Raw genomic sequence first — 19,796 nt, 5'->3', positions numbered from 1 at the left:
GCGTGCGGCAGGATACTTGACCAGAAGGGAACTGAAAGGGTTGCGATTGAGCTGAGTAATGATAAGGATGATGACGAACCAAGTATGTGAAAAAATTGAAACAAAATAAATTTTAACGTATTGACTTATAATTTAGTTAAAGCGTTTAATTTCTTTATCAATACTGGCAGTTTTAAGTATATCAGCAGTAACTGCTACCGCTGCTGACCAAAAGCATTCTAGTGTAACTAGTATGTTGAGTAGTAAGAAACAGAATCAAAAACAAGATAATGAAGGATTGCTGCGTTTATCAGTAATTCAGCTTAAACGGTGCAACCAGCAACATAATCGTTGTACTGAAGGCCTTATTCCTAATATAGGGTTTCATCAGTGTTATGCAGCCTATACGTATTGTCTTGGCCCTGATAGTGGAGGTATTTTTGACTTACCTGGCGGGGCGGCGAATCATGATTGGTAATGGATATGGACAAATCAGAGTTTTCTCATGAGCAACTAGTTGAGATTAACCAGAGAGCTAATGAATTAGGTAAGGCTCTTGATCAATTTGCTCTAGATTTACGACATAAATATCATTTTTACCCTGATCTAACTGTTCATGCATGTGGAACAGCTTTAGGTAATATGATTAACATAAATATGCTTGTCTATCATCTGTGTCCTGAATTAGCACCACCATATTTACATGGTACTGATTATTCCGTTGTTGTTGAAAGGATCAAACAAGAAAAACAAGAGTTTGATAATGAGATAGCGCGATATGAACAGAAATAAGCTGCAAAATCTTTGTGAAATTAAAAAAAAGCCCCAAACGGGGCTTTTTTGTTTAGCTTACAGTCTATGACTTAATCGCGCTTCAGCATGTACCATAAAATTTAATAGCTCGCTTATGATACAGACAGCTTGTAATTGTCCTAGCGCCCCTGTTTCAAGCCACGTTTTATCTTCTGCCAGAAAGAGCAGGCAGCGGCATAAGCACTATAACTAATACCTTGCACGCTAAATGCTTTAGCTTCCTGTTTTTGGTTAAATCTTAGCTGTATCCAGCGTATTTCGCGCTTACATTTTCTAAAATGAAATATCAATATTAAAATCAGTATTGGTATTGATTTGTTCAACTGCCGGAGCAATTACGAATTTTTTAAGGCTACTAATTTCTTTGTATTTGTCGCCAATAGCCTTGAATCAAGGCTGAAAAATCAATACTACACACCGGCAGAAGAGAAATGCAAACAAATCTGAATTATCCTATTTCGTTATATAAATCGGGATTTAAACGCGCATTCTGTGTCTGACACCAGTCCAGATGATCTTTATTTAAATGAAAAGCTTTTGCCTGAAATTCTTTCAAAGCTTCCTGCTGTTCTATCTTGCGAGTATATGAGCGTACAAAACGGCGTACTTCATTGGATGTTTCCAGAATCAAACCGGGTACAGACTGTGGCTTACCAGTGGCAGAATCAATGGCGACCATGGTGAAATAACTGGAATTACTATGACGAATTTCTCCGGTAACCAGATTTTCCGCTTCTACACGAATACCAATCATCATGGATGATTTACCTACATAATTGACTCGTGCTTTAATTGAGACCAAATCACCCACATAAATTGGCGTACGGAAATTAACGGTATTAATAGCTGCTGTTACCGTTACAGAACGTGAGTGTTTACAGGCACATGCATACGCGGCCTGATCCATTAAAGCCAGAATACGTCCGCCAAAAATAGTGTTGTTTGCGTTGGTATCTTCCGGATGCATCACAACAGATAACAGTACATCACTGTCAGTTGGTTTTTTATACAAAAATTCAGACATTACTTTGTCCTCAATAATACAGGTACAGCCAGATCCGGTTGAACCAATATGGTAATTTACATTAGTAAAATCAATTCTAACATACAAGTAAATAGTTTTAATATTAATGATTTTGGGTAAAGAAAAAATATACAGCCAATAGAAATATTTTTATGGCAGATTGAAAAAGACCAAAAATGCATATCCTGAGCTTAACCAGCGTCGTGACAGTCATTGAGTTTGCGATAAGGTAAAAAATATATGTTAGAATTTGACCATAATACAAAATGTATTTATAGCCTGTTGCAGGCTTGATTAAGACCTCATTAATAATCATTTTGCAAATCACGCCCGGCCAGAAACCCTACCTATGTATATGCCTGTTACGTGTACATTGTTAGGTTTTTTAGCAGGTGCGGTATCTGCAAAAAATTAGAATGGAAACACAATATGTTTAATAAACACATTAAAACCTTTCAATACGGCAATCAGACAGTTACTTTGGAAACTGGTGAAATTGCCCGTCAGGCAGCCGGTGCAGTAAAAATTTCCATGGGCGATACTGTGGTACTGGTAGCCGTTACAGCTGCTAAAGAAGTCAAACCTGGTCAGGATTTCTTTCCGTTGACTGTAGACTATCTGGAACGCACCTATGCAGCCGGTAAAATTCCGGGCGGATTTTTTAAGCGGGAAGGCAAACAGAGTGAAAAAGAAATCCTTACCAGCCGCCTGATTGACCGTCCGATTCGTCCTTTATTTCCGGAAGGTTTCTACAACGATATTCAGATAGTTGCCATGGTAGTTTCAGTTGATCCGGAAATTGATTCAGATATTCCGGCTATGCTAGGTGCTTCAGCTGCACTACTACTAACAGGTGTACCTTTTGCCGGTCCGATTGGTGCAGCCCGTGTCGGCTATGTCAATGGTGAATATGTTCTTAATCCGACAAAAAACCAGCTCGCTCAGTCACAACTGGATTTGGTTGTTGCCGGTACAGAAAAAGCCGTATTAATGGTGGAATCTGAAGCAGATGTACTGTCTGAAGAAACCATGCTGGGTGCAGTAGTATTCGGTCATGAACAGATGCAGGCAGCCATCCGTGCCATCAATGAATTTGCAGATGAAGTTAATCCGGAAATGTGGGACTGGCAGGCTCCTGTTGCTGATGAAAGCCTGATTGCCAAAGTACGTGAGCTGGCTGGTGCAACAATTGATGAAGCATTCAAAATCAAGCAAAAACAAGCCCGTACAGCAAAACTAGATGAAGCATGGTCTGCTGTTGAAGCGGCTTTGATTACCGAAGAAACTGATACCTTACTGGCTAACCAGATTCGCGGTATTTTCAAAGATCTGGAAAAAGAAGTAGTTCGTGGCCAGATTCTGGAAGGCCAGCCGCGTATTGACGGCCGTGATACCCGTACTGTTCGACCTATTAATATCCGGACCGGCGTATTACCGCGTACACATGGTTCTGCCTTGTTTACCCGTGGTGAAACTCAGTCACTGGCTACAGCAACACTGGGCACTCAGCGTGATGAACAGATTATCGATGCTCTGAGTGGTGAATATACCGACCGCTTTATGCTGCATTACAATTTTCCGCCATACTCAACCGGTGAAGTAGGCCGTATGGGTGCACCAAAACGCCGTGAAATCGGGCACGGCCGTCTGGCAAAACGCGCACTGCTGGCTGTATTGCCTGATGTTGAAGATTTCAGCTATACCATGCGTGTAGTATCTGAAATTACTGAATCCAATGGTTCTTCTTCCATGGCCAGCGTATGTGCCGGATGTCTGAGTTTGCTAAATGCCGGCGTTCCTCTGAAAAGCCATGTTGCCGGTATAGCCATGGGTTTAATTCTGGATGGCAATAAATTTGCTGTACTGACTGATATTCTGGGCGATGAAGACCACCTTGGTGATATGGACTTTAAAGTTGCCGGTACCACTACTGGTGTGACTGCTCTGCAAATGGATATCAAAATTCAGGGAATTACCAAGGAAATCATGCAGATTGCACTGGCTCAGGCGAAAGAAGCTCGTTTGAATATTCTCGGACAAATGCAGGAAGCAGTAAAAGGTCCGCAAGAATTATCTGCACATGCACCACGTTTATTTACCATGAAAATCCATCAGGACAAAATTCGTGATGTTATTGGTAAAGGCGGTGAAACCATCCGTGCATTAACCGCAGAAACCGGTACTGAAATTAATATTGCCGAAGATGGTACAATTACCATTGCTGCCAGCACCAGTGAAGCAGGAGAAGCGGCCAAACGCCGTATTGAAGAAATTACTGCTGAAGTAGAAGTGGGTAAAGTATACGAAGGCACAGTAATCAAGATTCTGGATAACAATGTTGGTGCTATCGTATCAGTTATGCCGGGTAAAGACGGCTTGGTACACATCAGCCAGATTTCACATGATCGTGTGAAAAATGTAAGCGATTACCTGCAAATTGGTCAGCAGGTTAAAGTAAAAGCACTGGAAATTGATGATCGCGGCCGTGTACGCCTGTCAATCAAAGCTTTGCTTGAAAAGGCACCGCAAGAACCAAAACCGGCTGAAAATTAATCGTTAATATTGAGTATTCAAGACTGCCTTACATGTAAGGTAGTCTTTTTTTGTAGCAAAATAGAGTATTACATCATTTTAGGGGTATAACCCATTATAAGAATAATAAGAAACAGCATCATTTAAAGCAGCTTTTTGAAATCAGTTTTTATAATTTGAAAATGTCTTAGATAAAAAATCAACAATGAGATGAGTAATTTCACGATGAATCTCACTTCTATTCCGACTGCCGCCATCCTTACAAATAATTCCTTCTCCTTCTTTTTCTTGATTCAATATATCAATTGCATCAGATTTACAAATTTGGATAAAACTAAAATGCATTGCATCTGGAATAATAATATAAGTTGAGGACGATTTTGGTAGAAATTCTTGTACATAACCCGATTCAAGTTGTGTATTTGTATCACCTATATCAACTCTTGCACCAATAATAAGAGATGGTATTTTGATTTTTTGTAAGCTTTCAATGGTAAACCCTCTTGTCAAACCAGCATCCAATGATACGAATGCTTTTATCCTGGGGTCTGACATATTCCTATTAAGCTCTGAATTTGCCAAACCAAGTTCAGATATCAAATGACAAGCTTTTAAATATGAATATTTATTACAATCTTTCTTAAAGGATTCTGTATCAAATCTGGCTCCGGAAAGTGCAATTACTGACCAACCACCAAGCGAATGGCCTATAGCGGAAATCTGATTTAAATTAATGATATTTGAGAATGTTTGATTTTCAGCCAGCGCATCAATAGTTTTACTTAAATCTTGCGGCCGTAACCATAGTTTGGCTGACTGCTCAGTATTCTGATCAAATCCAGTTGTCCCCGGATGATTAGGAGCTGCAACAATATATCCTTTTGTAGCTAATGCATGTGCAAGCCAGCTTAAACTTCGCCAGCTCCCACCGTAACCATGTGAAAGTAAAATTAATGGCGATTTAGTATTCTTTATTTTTGGTACTGCATCGGCAATAACTTCAGAACCATCAAAAATAGCATTATCAGCTATAGTTATTGAATTTTGCTTATTATTAGTGGCATACCAAACAGCAATATCTAATGGTCTTCCATCATGTATATCATAGTGAATTCGCTTAAAACCAATATGTTCTGAAGCGTTGGAGATAAGTGGAAAAAGTAAAATAAATGAATTGATAAAGCAAAAAAGTAATTTAATCATAGCATCCCTCTTTAATAAGGGAGTGTTGTTATAATAATTTCAAATAATATAATAAGGAATATATCAAAGCCATTATCAAAGCAGTAATCAATGTTCAATATTCCGTTATATAAATCAAATTCAAATCCGGAAATGAATATAAAATTCAGCGTTTACTTGTTTTTTATGATAAAGATAATCAGCTTTTCAGAAAACCATTCCGATTAACATCATAACGGTGGAAACTTATCAGCATTTCAAAATAATCAGCGAGTTCAACAAGACAATACTGAATTTGATATGTCCTAGCAGTTATGTCTATTATAGATATGAGGGCTATACTGCTGTTTGCAAACAGATATTGTCAGAGCAGTTTATGCAACGGAATCAAGTAAAATTGATTCCGTTATAATTTGCTGATTAAAAAATAGGCAGTTAAATTTAATTTATATATAACAAGGCTATAAATTACTTATCCACAGTTTATGTGCAACACCATCCCAATAATCACAGGAATAATGTGTATTTATTCATCTTATCGCATACACTGACAGATACGTGGATAAAAACTGGGAAAACAATATCAGGTATTATGATTGTGGATAAACTAAAATATATTTATTATATTGACAGGATTAAAAAAATTTTGAATTTTTTAAAAATTACGGATATCTTATATGAGTAATGGTTTAAAGTTAGAAAATATCGAAGCATATTTTGCAGAGCATAAATTACCAAAATTCGACAGTTCATCAATATTGTATGGATCAATAGATGCAAAATTATGGCTAAAGATTGTAATAACTGAATTTTCTGGATTATTTATTAAACATCTGCTTATTTATTTTAATGCAGAAAAAATAATTCTGATTGGTTTAACCTTGAATACAAATTTAACAGATGCAATTACTGTTATTCCTATGACAGAAGTTTCTGAACTAAGCTTCAAATCAGGCTTTATCAGAGGCAAGCTGACATTTAAATTTAAACAAAAAAAATATCTTATAAAAGTCCCGAACTTTATTCTTGTCGCGAAATGGCAAAAAAGAAATTTGAAAAATATCCTTCAGCGTTACATTATTAAATATTCATAAAAAAACTAAATAATTATTTCTCAGTATTAGCAGATAATAATATATTTGATAATCAAATATTTATAATGATTCAATACAAACCCTTTTAAATTAATCATAATAGTCTGTTTTCTGTTTTCTGTTTTCTGTTTTCTGTTTTCTGTTTTCTGTTTTCTGTTTTCAGTGCCTGTTTGTATTTTGAATTTAATTTCAGTGGTGATAGTGTATAGAAAATACAAAACATCCATGTAGTAAATATGAGGAAAGTCTATAATGCTGGTTTTCATCGCATAGAGACAGAGAAATGCAGCATATCCACATCATTGGCATCGGCGGAACATTTATGGGAGGAATTGCCGCTATAGCCAAACAGGCAGGCTATCATGTAACTGGTTGTGATGCCAAAATGTATCCGCCCATGAGTACACAACTGACTGATTTGGGCATTGATGTGGTGGAAGGATTCGAAGCAGCACAGCTGGACAGATATCCCGCTGATGTCTATGTAATTGGTAATGTTGCTCGTCGCGGCATGCCTGTCATTGAGGCCATCCTTAATCGTAACTTACCTTATACTTCCGGCCCGCAATGGCTGGCTGAAAATATTCTTCAACAGCACTGGGTACTGGCAGTAGCCGGCACTCATGGTAAGACAACGACAGCCAGTATGCTGGCATGGGTGCTTGAAGATGCTGGTCTGGCTCCCGGATTTCTGATTGGCGGGGTGCCGCAAAATTTTGCTGTATCAGCGCGCTTGCCTCAGGTACCACCGGCTGAGCAATCTACATCTGAACCAGAGTGCAGTCCGTTTTTTGTTATCGAGGCAGATGAGTATGACACAGCTTTTTTTGATAAACGCAGTAAGTTTGTCCACTATCGTCCGCGTACGGCAATTCTGAACAATCTGGAATATGATCATGCGGATATTTTCCCCAATCTCGCAGCAATTCAGACTCAGTTTCATCATTTGATTCGTACAATTCCCAGTGAGGGGCTGATTGTCGTTAATGAACAATCTGCTGCACTGGACGAAGTTTTACAGCAAGGCTGCTGGTCAGAAGTAGAAGGTTTTGGTCTGAATAAGGATTGGCAAATTGGTGAAATTTCCTCAACCGGTGGCTTCGATGTCCTCTATCAGCAACAAAAGGTGGGACATATAGAGTGGAAACTACTGGGGCAGCATAACCGCATGAATGCACTGGCAGTAATTGCTGCGGCACGTCATGCAGGTGTGTCGATCCGGCAATCATGTGCGGCATTATCTCGTTTTGAGAATGTTAAACGGCGCATGGAAGTCAAAGGTGTTGTTAACGATATTACGGTTTATGATGATTTTGCTCATCATCCGACAGCCATTGCTACAACTATTGCCGGCCTGCGTCAGAAAGTCGTTAATGCACGTATTCTGGCTGTGCTTGAACCACGCTCTAATACTATGAAGCTGGGTACAATGAAAGCTGCTTTACCTGCCAGTCTGGCGGAAGCTGATAAAGTATTCTGTTATGCCGGCGGGGTTGACTGGGATATTGCGGCTGCACTTAGTCCGTTACAGGATAAAGTAGCAGTTTTTCAGGATATGCAGTCACTGGTTGAAGCTATCACTGCACAGGCAGAGCAGGGGGATCATATTCTGGTCATGAGTAATGGCGGTTTTGGTGGTATTCATCAGCAATTATTGACTCAGTTACAACACAAAGCAAATAATTAATTATTTTTGTACTGAATTCAAGGTAAAACAATAACCCCTGTTCAGATTTTCTAAAGGCCGTAGCTATCTGTTATTTCAGGTACTCAGGCTTTTATTTTATGTGCGTTTTAAAACAGTGCAGTAACAGGGTAAATATAAAAAATAATGAAATTACGTGATTGATAGTACAACAGAAGCAGAGCGATACAATATTTCAGGAAGCCTCATAAACCGTAGCTTTTGCCATTTCAGTATGATTCATTTTTCCGTATGCATTCTGCCAGCTTTGTGCAGCTTCACGCTGGTCACAGTTTTTGGCTACTTTAATCTGGGTTGGATTCATTTCAGTATAAGTTAAATTCGCCAGATGCTGGCAGTCCAGCGTTTGCGAAATCAATGCCGCAGGAGCTGTAGCACGAGCTGGTACTGAATGAAAATTGCCCAGCAACAATAATAAAGCCATTAACCCATATATTTTTAATAATTTCATAATCCATTCCTTATTTAGAAAAATCTAATAAATTGTTTAATTTTTATTATATTAATTAGAAAAAAATAAATATTCAAGAAATTTATTTCTTAAATATTTAGTTACTTTTCATTTTTCTAAAAATGAAGTATAATAAAAACAAATTTATTGACGATATTTCTAAGAAATTGCCGGAATTTGTGCATGCAAACATTTAAAGACCGTCTGGCTTCACTGTGGCCGGGTGAGCGCCAGTCTAAAATTGCCACAGACATTGATATGACTATGGCCGGTTTCAGCCGTATCTGGCATGAAGGCGGGTTACCTAAAGCAGAAACCCTGAAACGTATCAAAGAATTAAAAGGTTGCAGTATTGACTGGCTGCTGACCGGAGAAGGGGAGCCCTTTCCTGAACAGCAAACTCAGGCAGCACATGATACGCTGGGTAATCCGGTGAATACTGAAGATTTTGTTTATGTGCCGCGTTATGCAATTGAAGCAGCTGCCGGACATGGTAGTTTAGTTGCTAATGAAAAACCGATGTTTACCATGGCGTTTCGCAAGGACTGGATAAATTCAATGATTAGCCCTGAAGTTAGTGGTTTGTCAGTGATTTCGGTCAAAGGCGATTCAATGGAAGGTGTGCTCAATGACGGAGACACCATTCTGGTACAGCAAATGAATCATATACGCCGTGATGGTTTGTATGTACTGCGTATTAACGATAATCTGCTGGTTAAGCGTTTACAGCTGATGCCGGGTAATGTAGTGAATGTTATTTCTGCTAATGAAGCCTATCCGAGTTTTGAAATCCGTCTGGATAGTGAAAGTGATGATGTACAAATCATCGGTAAAGTATTGTGGTTTGGCCGTTATCTGTAATATTCTGATAATAAAATTTCATACTGAAAAATCGGTTTGATAATCCGGGTATTACTGCGGACACATTATTAACCGGTTAACTCATTTATTCTGTACATAAAAAAACCGTCTGAAATTCTAAAATTCAGACGGTTTTTTTATGCACGTAAAATTCAGCTTATGGTTTTAGCCTTTATAAGCACTGCCATCAGCCAGTAACCATTCAGGTTCAGCACCTTTATCAATTACATCCTGATTAACAACCACTTTTTTTACATCGTTTAAATCCGGCAAAGCATACATAGTATTGAGCAACGCTTTTTCTACAATTGAGCGTAAGCCGCGGGCACCAGTTTTGCGCGCCATGGCCAGCTTGGCAATTGCCCGTAATGCAGAGGGTTGTACCTGTAGCTCCACACCTTCCATCGCAAACAGAGCCTGAAACTGTTTAATTAATGCATTTTTAGGTTCGGTAAGGATATTAATCAGTGCATCTTCATCCAGCTCAGTGAGCGTTGCAATAACTGGCAGACGACCTATCAGCTCTGGAATCAAACCGAATTTAATCAGGTCTTCCGGTTCTACCGTCTGAAACAGCTCGCTTACATTGGTATTTTCGTCTTTGCTGTGTACCGCAGCACCAAAGCCGATACCACCTTTTTCAGTACGCTGACGGATAACTTTTTCCAGTCCGGCAAATGCACCACCACAGATAAACAGAATATTAGTAGTGTCTACATTAATAAATTCCTGATTAGGATGTTTGCGTCCACCCTGTGGCGGCACAGATGCAACAGTTCCTTCTATCAGTTTAAGTAAAGCCTGCTGAACACCCTCACCGGAAACGTCGCGGGTGATAGAGGGATTATCACTTTTGCGGGAGATTTTATCGATTTCATCAATGTATACAATGCCTTTTTGTGCTTTTTGTACATCAAAATCGCATTTTCCCAATAATTTAGTGATAATTTGTTCCACATCCTCACCAACATAGCCGGCTTCGGTAAGTGTGGTGGCATCAGCCATCACAAACGGAACATCCAGTTTGCGCGCCAGAGTCTGAGCGAGCAGAGTTTTACCCGAACCGGTAGGTCCAATCAGCAGAATATTGGATTTAGACAGCTCTACCTGACCTTCTTCCTTACCCAGACGCAAGCGTTTGTAATGATTATATACCGCTACAGCCAGTGATTTTTTTGCTGTTTCCTGTCCGATTACATACTGGTCAAGATTAGCAACAATCTCTGCCGGAGTAGGCAGTTTTTCCTGACCTTCTCCGTCAGTTGCCGGCATGCCATTCTCTGTAGAAGAAGCACCCGGATTATGTAGCATTTCATTGCATGTATCCACGCACTCATTACAGATTAATGCGTTTTCACCTTCAATTAAATTTTTAACTTCGTTTTCAGGTTTACCGCAAAACGAACAATAACGAATTTCTTTACTCATAAACAGGATTTCATCAAGAAAATAGAGCTTATATTGAACGCCGGACCAAATACATAGATGATATCGTATCGGATTCAGCCAAAAAACGAGTATATAGTTTTATCAGGCTGATATCAAACTGAATGCTAGTGTGGTTTTAATCACTGAAGAAATCAGTTTGATAATGAAAATCTGATTAAAATATCGTTTATAAACACCTTTTTTAGCCAAATATAATAAGAAAATACCGGCCGTAAGCAAATTTGTCTTATAATTAGATTGAGAAACAATATATTTATTGAATAATTGGACGTTAAAAACTTCTTTCAAACACAGACAATAATTATGTCTGTCTCTCTATTACGTTCAGTTTGAGTAGTATTCTCTTGAGAAATAAATTACCCTGATTCAGGGTCAAAAAGGAAGTTATCATGTCATGTTTATCACGTCTGCGTCGCTGGCAGTGGGTAAGCCTGTTAAGCAGTAGTCTGTTTTTTGCAGTACCTGCTGTAGCCGGAGACCTTGATGTTCTCGGCCAGTTTATCGAACAAAAGCAGACAGGTGGTCAGTCTGACACACTCAGCACATTTATCAGCAACCATCCCGATGCCAATCTGGAAACTCGTGCACAGATTGCCGGTCCTTTATTAAGCTCACAATCGGCTCTGATTATGAATAATCAGACCGGTGAAATTCTTTACCAGAAAAATATCAATCAGGTACGTTCAATTGCATCCATTTCTAAGCTAGTTTCAGCAATGGTAGTGCTGGATGCCAATCAGAATATGAATGATCAGATTACCATCACAGATGCCGAAATTGACCGGCTGAAAAACTCAACCAGTCGTCTGTCTGTTGGTACAGTAATGACCCGGCGTGAGCTGTTGCATATTGGTTTAATGAGTAGTGAAAACCGAGCAATCCATGCTCTGGCACGTACTTATCCGGGCGGTATGCCGGCATTTGTAGAAGCCATGAATAATAAGGCGGCTGAGCTGGGAATGACTAATTCACGTTTTTACGAACCAACCGGGCTTGATCCGCGCAATCAGTCCACTGCACGGGATTTGGCTTTACTGGTGCGTGGTGCCAGTCAGTATCCGCTTATCAGACAATATTCAACAGATAATTCCGGTTCGGTATACACCAGTAATGGCAGAGTAGAGCAATATCACAACTCCAATGCACTGGTACGCGAAGGTTTATGGCCGATCGCGCTGCAAAAAACCGGATATATTCGTGAAGCAGGTCGGTCTATGGTGCTGCTGACCAGCGTGCAGAACCAGCCGGTAACCATTGTTTTACTGAACTCTCCCAGTTCAACAACCCGCGTAAGCGATGCCCGCGCTTTACGTTCATGGGCGATGCAGCAATCCTTATAAACCATATATCTGTTATCAAAGAGCCCCGTTAGCGATAACGGGGTTTTTTATCAATAAATCTATCCATTTATATCGTAATGTAACTGTCAAATCAGTTAATGAACATGATAGAAAGCCAGACATAGCCTGTGAATATCAGCAATCTAAAGTAATTTAACAGATTTGATTAATAGCGTTTTTATAAATGTACTAGTTGATTCGTCTGCATCTTTTATTTGTAAAATAATAGGCAAGGCATAGTTTCCGAGAATAGTACTGAGTAAAAAGCTTAATCATCAGTGTAAAATATTGGTTCTCAGAAAGATAAATATTCCTGAGGGATGAATGAATGGATGTCACCGGTTGATAAACAAGACTCGGTCGTAGCAAAATAGAAATGTAATACCATAATATTGGAAATGGAATAAACATAGATTTATCTCATAAGGGACAAATAGAGGTGTTATCTTTAAACAGAGAAAGATACTGACATGGCAATATTGATTACAGGTGCTTCTGCAGGATTTGGCGCAGAAATGTGTCGTGTGCTGGTTCATGCCGGTTACCAGGTTATTGGTGCCGCACGGCGGCTGGATAAGCTGCAACATTTACAGACAGAACTGGGTGCACAGTTTTTACCATTACAAATGGATGTAGCCGATAAAAGCAGTGTAGATAATGCATTAGCCTCCTTACAGGGTACTTGGGCGGATATTGATTTACTCGTGAACAATGCCGGGCTGGCACTGGGCATGGAACCGGCGCAGGAAGCAAACTTTGCTGACTGGGAAACCATGATTCATACCAATGTTCTGGGTTTAACTTATGTCACCCGGCAAATATTGCCACGTATGGTAGCTAAAAATAGCGGCTATATCATTAATCTGGGTTCTACTGCCGGCTCATGGCCATATAAAGGCGGCAATGTTTACGGTGCTACCAAAGCTTTTGTACGCCAGTTCAGCCTGAATTTGCGTACTGATCTGGCCGGTACCCGCATACGAGTAACCAATATTGCCCCCGGTTTATGCGGTGATACTGAATTTTCCAATGTACGCTTTCGCGGCGATGATAAACAGGCTGCTGCCGTGTATGAAAATATCAGCTATCTACAACCGGCAGATATTGCCAACACCGTTTTGTGGCTGTATCAGACTCCGGCACATATGAATGTTAACCATATTGAAATTATGCCGGTATCACAAACCTTCGCCGGTCTGAGTGTAACCCGTGATTTGGCTTGAGGTTTGAGTCATGACGGATAAACTTGCATGGTCGACAAGAACCACAGAGAAAACGCGCATATTGGCTCAATGTGAAGCACAAGGTGTAACCATCACTCAGTTGCGCGCACAGGTTTTGGATATCGTGCTGAGCATGAGCGGAGTGATTAAAGCTTATCAGGTTTTGGCTCATATGCAGCAAAGTAGTCGCAACACAATTGCCCCGCCGACAGCGTACAGAGCGCTGGATTTTTGGACAGAACAAGGTATTCTGCACAAAATTCCGGCTATTAATGGCTATATATTATGTCGGCATGCTCAGCATGATTGTGGTGAACAATGCCAGCCGGATCATATTCATCATAGTGATTTTGTGCTGGTATGTAATCAGTGCGGAGCAGTGGATGAGCAAAGTATGAGCCCGGAATGGGTAGCTTTACGACAGAGGGTAGCTGATAGCGGATTTATACTTAATGATGAACATATTGTTTTGACTGGTATGTGTAGCCAGTGTCGTACTCAAAATGAAAACTTTAAATAAGTCATCCAGTCAGTTTCGGATTCTTAAACCGGTTGAAACCATTCCTTTATCTTTTATGTATAAGAAACGCCGAATTATTCGTAAAAAAATGGTTAATTAAACAACATTATTACCTATACATTCTCAAGGAATTAAGTGGAATTACCTATCCTGATGGCGTTTTATAATGTTGAATGAAAACTTTATGCACTAAATTTTATTGTTATAGCAAATATCCTACTAACGGAATAAATTGTGTCCAAACAGTAATAAAGAAAAACAAATATAGATTACATTAGATTGTTGCGTCTGACATTATTCCATTATTTATTGTATGACATGCTATTCTGTAATAATTAAATCGGATTGAAAGCGATATTGTCATATCCGATTATAAGCCAGCATTTAAAATAAATGTTAAATCTAGTTTTTTTATGATAAATAAAATTAGAAAATTTGATCTAGAGTAAAGTATCTAATTTTAATGTCTGTATTATGAAGTCTGTCTTTGAATTTTTAGAATTTAATTCTTAAAAGATTATAACTATTATTTGATCTGATTCTAAGCAATCGCTGAACTACTGCAGTTAGCCGGAAATATAGATTAATAAATAACAGTTAATATTTTACCAATTAAGTTATTGGAAGCAGAATGAATACATTGACATTCCCTATTATCTTTATGCTGGTTTGTATCTATATTGAAGCAATATTATTGAAATGGATTAAAAAGCAGAATATTAATTGGCTTGATATTATCTTCAATTTAAATTCTGGGCATCTTGTTTTGTGGTTATTCAGGGGGCTGGAAATTTTATGTTATGCCTATGTTTATCAAAATTGTAGTTTAAATTTATTTTCTTCAACCCCGGTCTTTTATATATGGATATTTGCCATCTTTGCCTGGGATTTTTGCTTTTACTGGCAGCATCGTTTATTACATACTTTTCGTTTGTTATATGCTGTTCATTTAATTCATCATCAGGGTGAAAATTTTAATTTGTCACTGGCGGTCAGAAATTCCTGGTACTCTTCTATACTGTCTGCTGTATTTAATGTTGGTTTAGCTTTTCTCGGATTACCTACAGAAATTTTCCTGACAGTTTCTATAATACATTATTCTATCCAGTTTTTTAATCATAATGATTTCACGCCCCGACTAGGTTTTTTAGAGAAAATTTTTGTTACACCCACTCACCACCGTGTGCATCATATTAATGACAGATATTATTCTAATCGCAATTTTGGTGGTTCATTTATTATATGGGATAAATTATTCGGTAGTTATGCTGAAATGCCGGAAGGCACTATTAATTATGGTTCTCCGGGCGTAAAAACATTTAATCCGTTATTAGCCAGTAATTTTCCTTTTATGCAAATATTTAAAATCCCTTTTCAGCCTTCCCCGTTTCCTGACAAATTTACTATTTCAAATTTACTCATGACTTTAGGGTCAACAGCATTGTTTATTTTAGCTATTAGTTATATCTATACATATGGATACGGTCTGAGCGATATTAGTTTAACTCAATATATATTATTTGCTTATCTGGCTGGTGGAACAGTTTTTCTGGGCGCGATGTCCGAAGGTCGCCCGTGGGGAATAATAGGCTGGATAATATTAACTTTAACTATGCCATTGTTATTTTTGTATGGATTTCAATGGCATCAGATCTACTGGCAAATTACTATGGCACTGCTGAGCATACATGGCATCATTATTTTCATTAACTGGATAAGAGTATATCGAAAATCTCTGCCTGTAATCGAACCCTGAAGCCGAGTACGGATAAAATATGAGATCTGAATTAAGAGAACTTGAATACAATTCGCAACAGGATAAAAGTTTAAAAAAGGCTCTTAATGATGCTTTGCAAGAATATCTGACTGCACATCAGGATCATCGTTATGCTGACAGGGGTATGAAGTTCAAGCTGGCAATACTTTGTCTGTTTTGTGCTGCAAGCTATATTACGGCATTGCATCAAAGCTCAGTAATTTGGTTTTCATTATTATATTTTTGCTATATTACCTTTGCGCTGCTGCTGGCTATTAATGTAGTACATGATGCTTCACATAATGTTTTTTTCCGTTCCGGACGAGCAAATAAATGGTTAAATTGTCTTATTACCATTCCCCTGGGTATTGATCCAGACTGCTGGCGTGTTCGTCATGTTATTCAACATCATCCTTACACTAATGTTGAATACTACGATTTAGATATTGATTATAACGGAGTGTTGCGACAGACTCCGTTTCAGGTACATTATTGGTTTATGCGCTATCAGCATTATTACTGGCCAATAGTAGCAGCAATGACATTTCCGGCTATTGTCTGGTGTTTTGACTGGCAGGACAGATTAGGTCTTAAGTTCAATGTTAAAAAATTTACTAGCCAGGGCAGGAATGGATGGATGGTATTTTTACTAGCTAAATCGGGGCATATTTTACTGGCGTTCATTTTGCCGGCTTGGGTATGTCCGCAATTCAATTTTAGCTGGATTGTGCTGGTTTATTCTTTAAGTCAAATGAGTTCTTCGCTGATATTTGTTGTATTGATTTTAGGTAGTCATTGGGCTAAAGCTACTTTCTATCAGGCGCCGGAAAATGGACATTTTATGCATGGACGTTTGCAGCATGCTTTTAACACAACGCTCAACTGGCATCTAAAATATGGCTGGCTTGAATATTGGCTGGGCGGATTGAATTTGCACTTAACCCATCATTTATATCCCGGTGTTAGCCACCGGCATTATCATAAACTGACTCCTATTGTGGCGGATATAGCACAGCAATTCAATATTTCGTATCAGGCTTTATCTTTAATCGGTCTGTTTAAATCTCAACAGGAATTTCTGAAGAAAATGGGAAGCAATTATCGAGAGAATTTGTCGTAATATTTGCTGTTATCCATGCTAATCAAAGTAAAATAAATCCGCATGTGCCAACGCTTACAAAATTGAGATCAAAATTCAGATAATATTGTTGAAAAGAGAATAATTTGCCAGACGGCTATGTTACGGTTATAAAGAGCATAGGTGAGGATAAAATTCGGGAGTAACTGATGCTGAATGTAAAAGTAGCTATAGTGCAAATGGTATCTGGTACTCAGGTAGCAGAGAATGTGCGCACAATGCAACGACTGGTGCAACAGGCAGCTGCTGAGGGTGCAGAGTGGGTAGTATTACCTGAATACTGGCCGATAATGGGTAAAGACGAAACAGATAAAGTAGCTGTAGCTGAGGTTCTTGGAGATGGTCAATTGCAAACAGCTTTGAAAACTCTGGCTGCTGAGCTGGGGATCATACTATTTGGGGGTACCATACCTTTACAAAGTACGGATAAAACCAAAATATTTAATACCATGCTGGTGTACGGGCGCTCAGGAGAGTTACTGGGTTTCTACCATAAAATGCATTTGTTTGGTTACACTGGTGCCAATGAGTCTTACGCAGAAGCCGATACAATACTGCGTGGCATGGATGTACCGGAGCTGAGAATTGATAATATCGCTGTGGCACAGGGTATTTGTTACGATTTACGTTTTCCTGAATTTTTCCGTGCCCAGCTTCCGTTTGAAGTACTGGTATTACCGGCAGCATTTACTTATACCACGGGTAAAGCACACTGGAACACATTATTAACTGCCAGAGCAATTGAAAATCAGTGTTATGTGCTGGCGTCTGCACAGGGCGGGCAGCATCAAAATGGCCGCCGTACATATGGCCATAGTATGATTATTAATCCTTGGGGAGAAATTCTTGCCTCTTTGCCAGAAGGAGAGGGGGTTATTTGTGCAGAGCTGGATACTGAATTTCTGCAATCAGTACGAACTAAGCTACCGGCACTACAGCATCGACTGTTGTAAATATGTTTTTTAAGTTAGTATTTTTTGAACCAGCCTGAATTTAATCCATACTTAAGCCCATTATTTGGACATAATGTCTGAATAATGGGCTTAATAGTCTCAAAAACGGTACATTCACAATCATTTCTTGTCCAAAAATGCGATTCATGGCATGATTATTGATTAAAGTTTGAATTAAGAAGTAAGGGGCAGTAGCGATGAGTGGCGGAACAAAGAAAAAGTCGCATTCTCAGTGGAGCTCGCGGATGGGGTTTATGCTCGCCGCAGCAGGTTCAGCAGTTGGTTTGGGTAATATCTGGAAATTTCCCTATATGGCCGGTCAGATGGGCGGTTCTGCATTTGTGCTTACCTACCTGATTTGCATGTTTGTGATTGGTTTGCCTATTCTTGTGGCTGAATGGCTGATTGGCCGTCGCGGGCAGAAAAATCCGATTCATACCATGGAAGATGTTGCTGCTGATGAAGGGCAATCTAAATCATGGCGCTGGGTAGGTATTATCGGCGTACTTGGTTCATTCCTGATTCTTTCTTTTTACAGCGTTATTGGCGGGTGGGCTGCTGATTACATTTTTCTTGCCGGTACTGGCACTTTTAAAGGTTTAAATGGCGAGGGCACCGGTCAGGTCTTCCAGCAATTTCTTGGTAGTGTAAGCCATTTACTTACATGGCATACCGTCTTTATGTTTGCTACCGCTTTGATTGTAGCCATGGGTGTTGGTGCCGGTTTGGAACGTTCTTGTAAAGTGATGATGCCGGGGCTGGGTCTATTACTGATTGGTCTGGTGGTTTATGCGGCTGTTGTCAGCGGACCTTCATTTGGCAAGGCTTTTGCTTTCCTATTTACTCCTAACTGGTCTGCTATTACCGGTAAGGCAGTACTGGCGGCATTGGGGCATGCATTTTTCAGCCTGTCTCTGGGCATGGGTATTATGATGGCTTACGGTTCCTATCTGGGTAAAGATGTGAATCTGATTTCTACAGCACGTACTGTAGTTATTCTGGACGTTATTGTTGCCATGTTATCCGGTATGGCCATTTTCCCGCTGGTATTTGCCAATGGTCTGCAACCGGGAGAAGGTCCGGGTCTGATTTTTGTTACCTTACCTATCGCTTTCGGCAATATGGCCGGTGGTACTATTATTGGTGTCGTATTCTTTATTTTCCTGACCTTTGCCGCCCTGACTTCCTCAATTTCATTGCTGGAGCCGACAGTTGAGTTACTGGAAGAAAAAACACATTTGGGACGTAAATCAGCGACTTTAGTAAGTAGTTTATTTATCTGGGCATTGGGCATTGCCTGCCTGCTGTCTTTTAATGAGTGGCAGGATATTACAATTTTCGGCAAAAATATTTTTGATTCTCTCGATTATCTGACCAGTAAGCTTATGCTACCGTTAACCGGTCTTGGTACGATTGTATTTGCCGGCTGGATGATGAATCAGGAAAGAATTCGTCAGGAACTGAATTTAGGTCCGGCTGTATTTGCTTGTTGGAAAGTGCTATGCCGCTATGTTATTCCGATAGCCGTAATAGCAATTCTGATTTATGGATTTATGTAATCAATATATAGTTAATATTCTCATATCTGAGTAAAAAAATCCCGGAATTATCCGGGATTTTCTTTTATGGATTCACTAATTACTATAGAAAATGCCTGAAAGCAGATATAGATATTTAATGAATATCTGGATTTGCATCAAATATCTGCAATTGTTACTATACTTTAATCTGATTTTAATCCATTCTGGATAAATAACATAAGATAGTTCAGTTAAT

General features: G+C 39.2%; 18 protein-coding genes. 13 read left to right on the top strand and 5 right to left on the bottom strand.

What is annotated here, in order from left to right; translation table 11 throughout:
• Positions 1-232: 232 nt before the first annotated feature.
• Together GYY70_RS04565 and GYY70_RS04560 are read left to right on the top strand one after the other, a co-directional pair.
• Entirely contained in the window at positions 233-457 is a 225-nt protein-coding gene (locus GYY70_RS04565; RefSeq protein WP_174831417.1) for a hypothetical protein, read from the top strand.
• Complete coding sequence (locus GYY70_RS04560) at positions 457-771, top strand: hypothetical protein (protein ID WP_041879136.1); 315 nt, start codon at positions 457-459, stop codon at positions 769-771. Before GYY70_RS04565 ends, GYY70_RS04560 begins: the two co-directional genes overlap by 1 nt.
• 294 nt (positions 772-1,065) lie before the next feature.
• On the opposite strand, the gene GYY70_RS12325 is transcribed toward GYY70_RS04560, so the two are convergent.
• Together GYY70_RS12325 and GYY70_RS04550 are read right to left on the bottom strand one after the other, a co-directional pair.
• Entirely contained in the window at positions 1,066-1,173 is a 108-nt protein-coding gene (locus GYY70_RS12325) for a RepB family plasmid replication initiator protein (RefSeq protein WP_110414477.1), read from the bottom strand.
• Between the two features lie 67 nt (positions 1,174-1,240).
• A complete protein-coding gene (locus GYY70_RS04550; RefSeq protein WP_041879139.1) occupies positions 1,241-1,816 on the bottom strand; it encodes an acyl-CoA thioesterase in 576 nt (191 codons plus the stop codon).
• A 429-nt stretch (positions 1,817-2,245) separates the two neighbouring features.
• Here GYY70_RS04550 and pnp point away from each other — a divergent pair, with 429 nt between their 5' ends.
• Positions 2,246-4,369 carry a polyribonucleotide nucleotidyltransferase gene (gene pnp / locus GYY70_RS04545; RefSeq protein WP_174831416.1) on the top strand — a complete coding sequence of 708 codons (2,124 nt, stop codon included), beginning with the start codon at positions 2,246-2,248 and terminating at the stop codon, positions 4,367-4,369.
• A 141-nt stretch (positions 4,370-4,510) separates the two neighbouring features.
• Here pnp and GYY70_RS04540 read toward each other — a convergent pair whose 3' ends face one another.
• Positions 4,511-5,551, bottom strand: a complete 1,041-nt coding sequence (locus GYY70_RS04540; protein ID WP_174831415.1) for an alpha/beta fold hydrolase — start codon at positions 5,549-5,551, stop codon at positions 4,511-4,513.
• Positions 5,552-6,207: 656 nt separating this feature from the next.
• Here GYY70_RS04540 and GYY70_RS04535 point away from each other — a divergent pair.
• Both GYY70_RS04535 and mpl read left to right on the top strand, forming a co-directional pair.
• On the top strand, positions 6,208-6,624 hold the full coding sequence (locus tag GYY70_RS04535; RefSeq protein WP_174831414.1) for a hypothetical protein: 417 nt from the start codon (positions 6,208-6,210) through the stop codon (positions 6,622-6,624).
• Between the two features lie 283 nt (positions 6,625-6,907).
• A complete protein-coding gene (gene mpl / locus GYY70_RS04530; protein ID WP_174831413.1) occupies positions 6,908-8,311 on the top strand; it encodes a UDP-N-acetylmuramate:L-alanyl-gamma-D-glutamyl-meso-diaminopimelate ligase in 1,404 nt (467 codons plus the stop codon).
• Between the two features lie 193 nt (positions 8,312-8,504).
• On the opposite strand, the gene GYY70_RS04525 is transcribed toward mpl, so the two are convergent.
• Entirely contained in the window at positions 8,505-8,780 is a 276-nt protein-coding gene (locus GYY70_RS04525) for a hypothetical protein (protein WP_025330303.1), read from the bottom strand.
• Between the two features lie 183 nt (positions 8,781-8,963).
• On the opposite strand from GYY70_RS04525, the gene GYY70_RS04520 reads away from it, so the two are divergent.
• Positions 8,964-9,641: a helix-turn-helix transcriptional regulator gene (locus GYY70_RS04520; protein WP_025330304.1), complete on the top strand. Its 678-nt coding sequence runs from the start codon at positions 8,964-8,966 to the stop codon at positions 9,639-9,641.
• 165 nt (positions 9,642-9,806) lie between these two features.
• On the opposite strand, the gene clpX is transcribed toward GYY70_RS04520, so the two are convergent.
• On the bottom strand, positions 9,807-11,069 hold the full coding sequence (gene clpX / locus GYY70_RS04515) for an ATP-dependent Clp protease ATP-binding subunit ClpX (RefSeq protein WP_084562430.1): 1,263 nt from the start codon (positions 11,067-11,069) through the stop codon (positions 9,807-9,809).
• A 410-nt stretch (positions 11,070-11,479) separates the two neighbouring features.
• Here clpX and GYY70_RS04510 point away from each other — a divergent pair, with 410 nt between their 5' ends.
• The 7 genes from GYY70_RS04510 (at position 11,480) to GYY70_RS04480 (ending at position 19,579) form a co-directional block, all read left to right on the top strand.
• Entirely contained in the window at positions 11,480-12,430 is a 951-nt protein-coding gene (locus tag GYY70_RS04510) for a D-alanyl-D-alanine carboxypeptidase family protein (protein WP_084547286.1), read from the top strand.
• Positions 12,431-12,900: 470 nt separating this feature from the next.
• Positions 12,901-13,653, top strand: a complete 753-nt coding sequence (locus GYY70_RS04505; protein ID WP_100125256.1) for an SDR family oxidoreductase — start codon at positions 12,901-12,903, stop codon at positions 13,651-13,653.
• Between the two features lie 10 nt (positions 13,654-13,663).
• Positions 13,664-14,173 (top strand): Fur family transcriptional regulator, encoded by a 510-nt coding sequence (locus tag GYY70_RS04500; RefSeq protein ID WP_174831412.1) that lies wholly within the window; start codon positions 13,664-13,666, stop codon positions 14,171-14,173.
• 631 nt (positions 14,174-14,804) lie between these two features.
• On the top strand, positions 14,805-15,929 hold the full coding sequence (locus tag GYY70_RS04495; RefSeq protein ID WP_084551784.1) for a sterol desaturase family protein: 1,125 nt from the start codon (positions 14,805-14,807) through the stop codon (positions 15,927-15,929).
• 19 nt (positions 15,930-15,948) lie between these two features.
• On the top strand, positions 15,949-17,049 hold the full coding sequence (locus GYY70_RS04490; RefSeq protein WP_078474281.1) for an acyl-CoA desaturase: 1,101 nt from the start codon (positions 15,949-15,951) through the stop codon (positions 17,047-17,049).
• Positions 17,050-17,216: 167 nt separating this feature from the next.
• Entirely contained in the window at positions 17,217-18,020 is an 804-nt protein-coding gene (locus tag GYY70_RS04485) for a carbon-nitrogen hydrolase family protein (RefSeq protein WP_174831411.1), read from the top strand.
• 197 nt (positions 18,021-18,217) lie between these two features.
• A complete protein-coding gene (locus GYY70_RS04480) occupies positions 18,218-19,579 on the top strand; it encodes a sodium-dependent transporter (protein ID WP_084551781.1) in 1,362 nt (453 codons plus the stop codon).
• Positions 19,580-19,796 lie beyond the last annotated feature (217 nt).

The organism is Snodgrassella sp. ESL0324, assembly GCF_013344955.1.
Lineage (GTDB): Bacteria > Pseudomonadota > Gammaproteobacteria > Burkholderiales > Neisseriaceae > Snodgrassella > Snodgrassella alvi.
The sequence above is the reverse complement of the archived record's forward strand: the minus strand, read 5'-3'. Positions and strand labels throughout refer to the sequence as shown.

Bases quoted from the DNA above. Each gene is read 5' to 3' on its own strand.
- GYY70_RS04560 (WP_041879136.1), top strand. From the start codon at position 457: ATGGATATGGACAAATCAGAGTTTTCTCATGAGCAACTAGTTGAGATT.
- GYY70_RS04495 (WP_084551784.1), top strand. From the start codon at position 14,805: ATGAATACATTGACATTCCCTATTATCTTTATGCTGGTTTGTATCTAT.
- GYY70_RS04500 (WP_174831412.1), top strand. From the start codon at position 13,664: ATGACGGATAAACTTGCATGGTCGACAAGAACCACAGAGAAAACGCGC.
- GYY70_RS04535 (WP_174831414.1), top strand. From the start codon at position 6,208: ATGAGTAATGGTTTAAAGTTAGAAAATATCGAAGCATATTTTGCAGAG.
- GYY70_RS04520 (WP_025330304.1), top strand. From the start codon at position 8,964: ATGCAAACATTTAAAGACCGTCTGGCTTCACTGTGGCCGGGTGAGCGC.
- GYY70_RS04485 (WP_174831411.1), top strand. From the start codon at position 17,217: ATGCTGAATGTAAAAGTAGCTATAGTGCAAATGGTATCTGGTACTCAG.
- GYY70_RS04480 (WP_084551781.1), top strand. From the start codon at position 18,218: ATGAGTGGCGGAACAAAGAAAAAGTCGCATTCTCAGTGGAGCTCGCGG.
- GYY70_RS04490 (WP_078474281.1), top strand. From the start codon at position 15,949: ATGAGATCTGAATTAAGAGAACTTGAATACAATTCGCAACAGGATAAA.
- GYY70_RS04540 (WP_174831415.1), bottom strand. From the start codon at position 5,551: ATGATTAAATTACTTTTTTGCTTTATCAATTCATTTATTTTACTTTTT.
- GYY70_RS04505 (WP_100125256.1), top strand. From the start codon at position 12,901: ATGGCAATATTGATTACAGGTGCTTCTGCAGGATTTGGCGCAGAAATG.
- pnp (WP_174831416.1), top strand. From the start codon at position 2,246: ATGTTTAATAAACACATTAAAACCTTTCAATACGGCAATCAGACAGTT.
- clpX (WP_084562430.1), bottom strand. From the start codon at position 11,069: ATGAGTAAAGAAATTCGTTATTGTTCGTTTTGCGGTAAACCTGAAAAC.
- GYY70_RS04525 (WP_025330303.1), bottom strand. From the start codon at position 8,780: ATGAAATTATTAAAAATATATGGGTTAATGGCTTTATTATTGTTGCTG.
- GYY70_RS04565 (WP_174831417.1), top strand. From the start codon at position 233: ATGTTGAGTAGTAAGAAACAGAATCAAAAACAAGATAATGAAGGATTG.
- mpl (WP_174831413.1), top strand. From the start codon at position 6,908: ATGCAGCATATCCACATCATTGGCATCGGCGGAACATTTATGGGAGGA.
- GYY70_RS04510 (WP_084547286.1), top strand. From the start codon at position 11,480: ATGTCATGTTTATCACGTCTGCGTCGCTGGCAGTGGGTAAGCCTGTTA.
- GYY70_RS04550 (WP_041879139.1), bottom strand. From the start codon at position 1,816: ATGTCTGAATTTTTGTATAAAAAACCAACTGACAGTGATGTACTGTTA.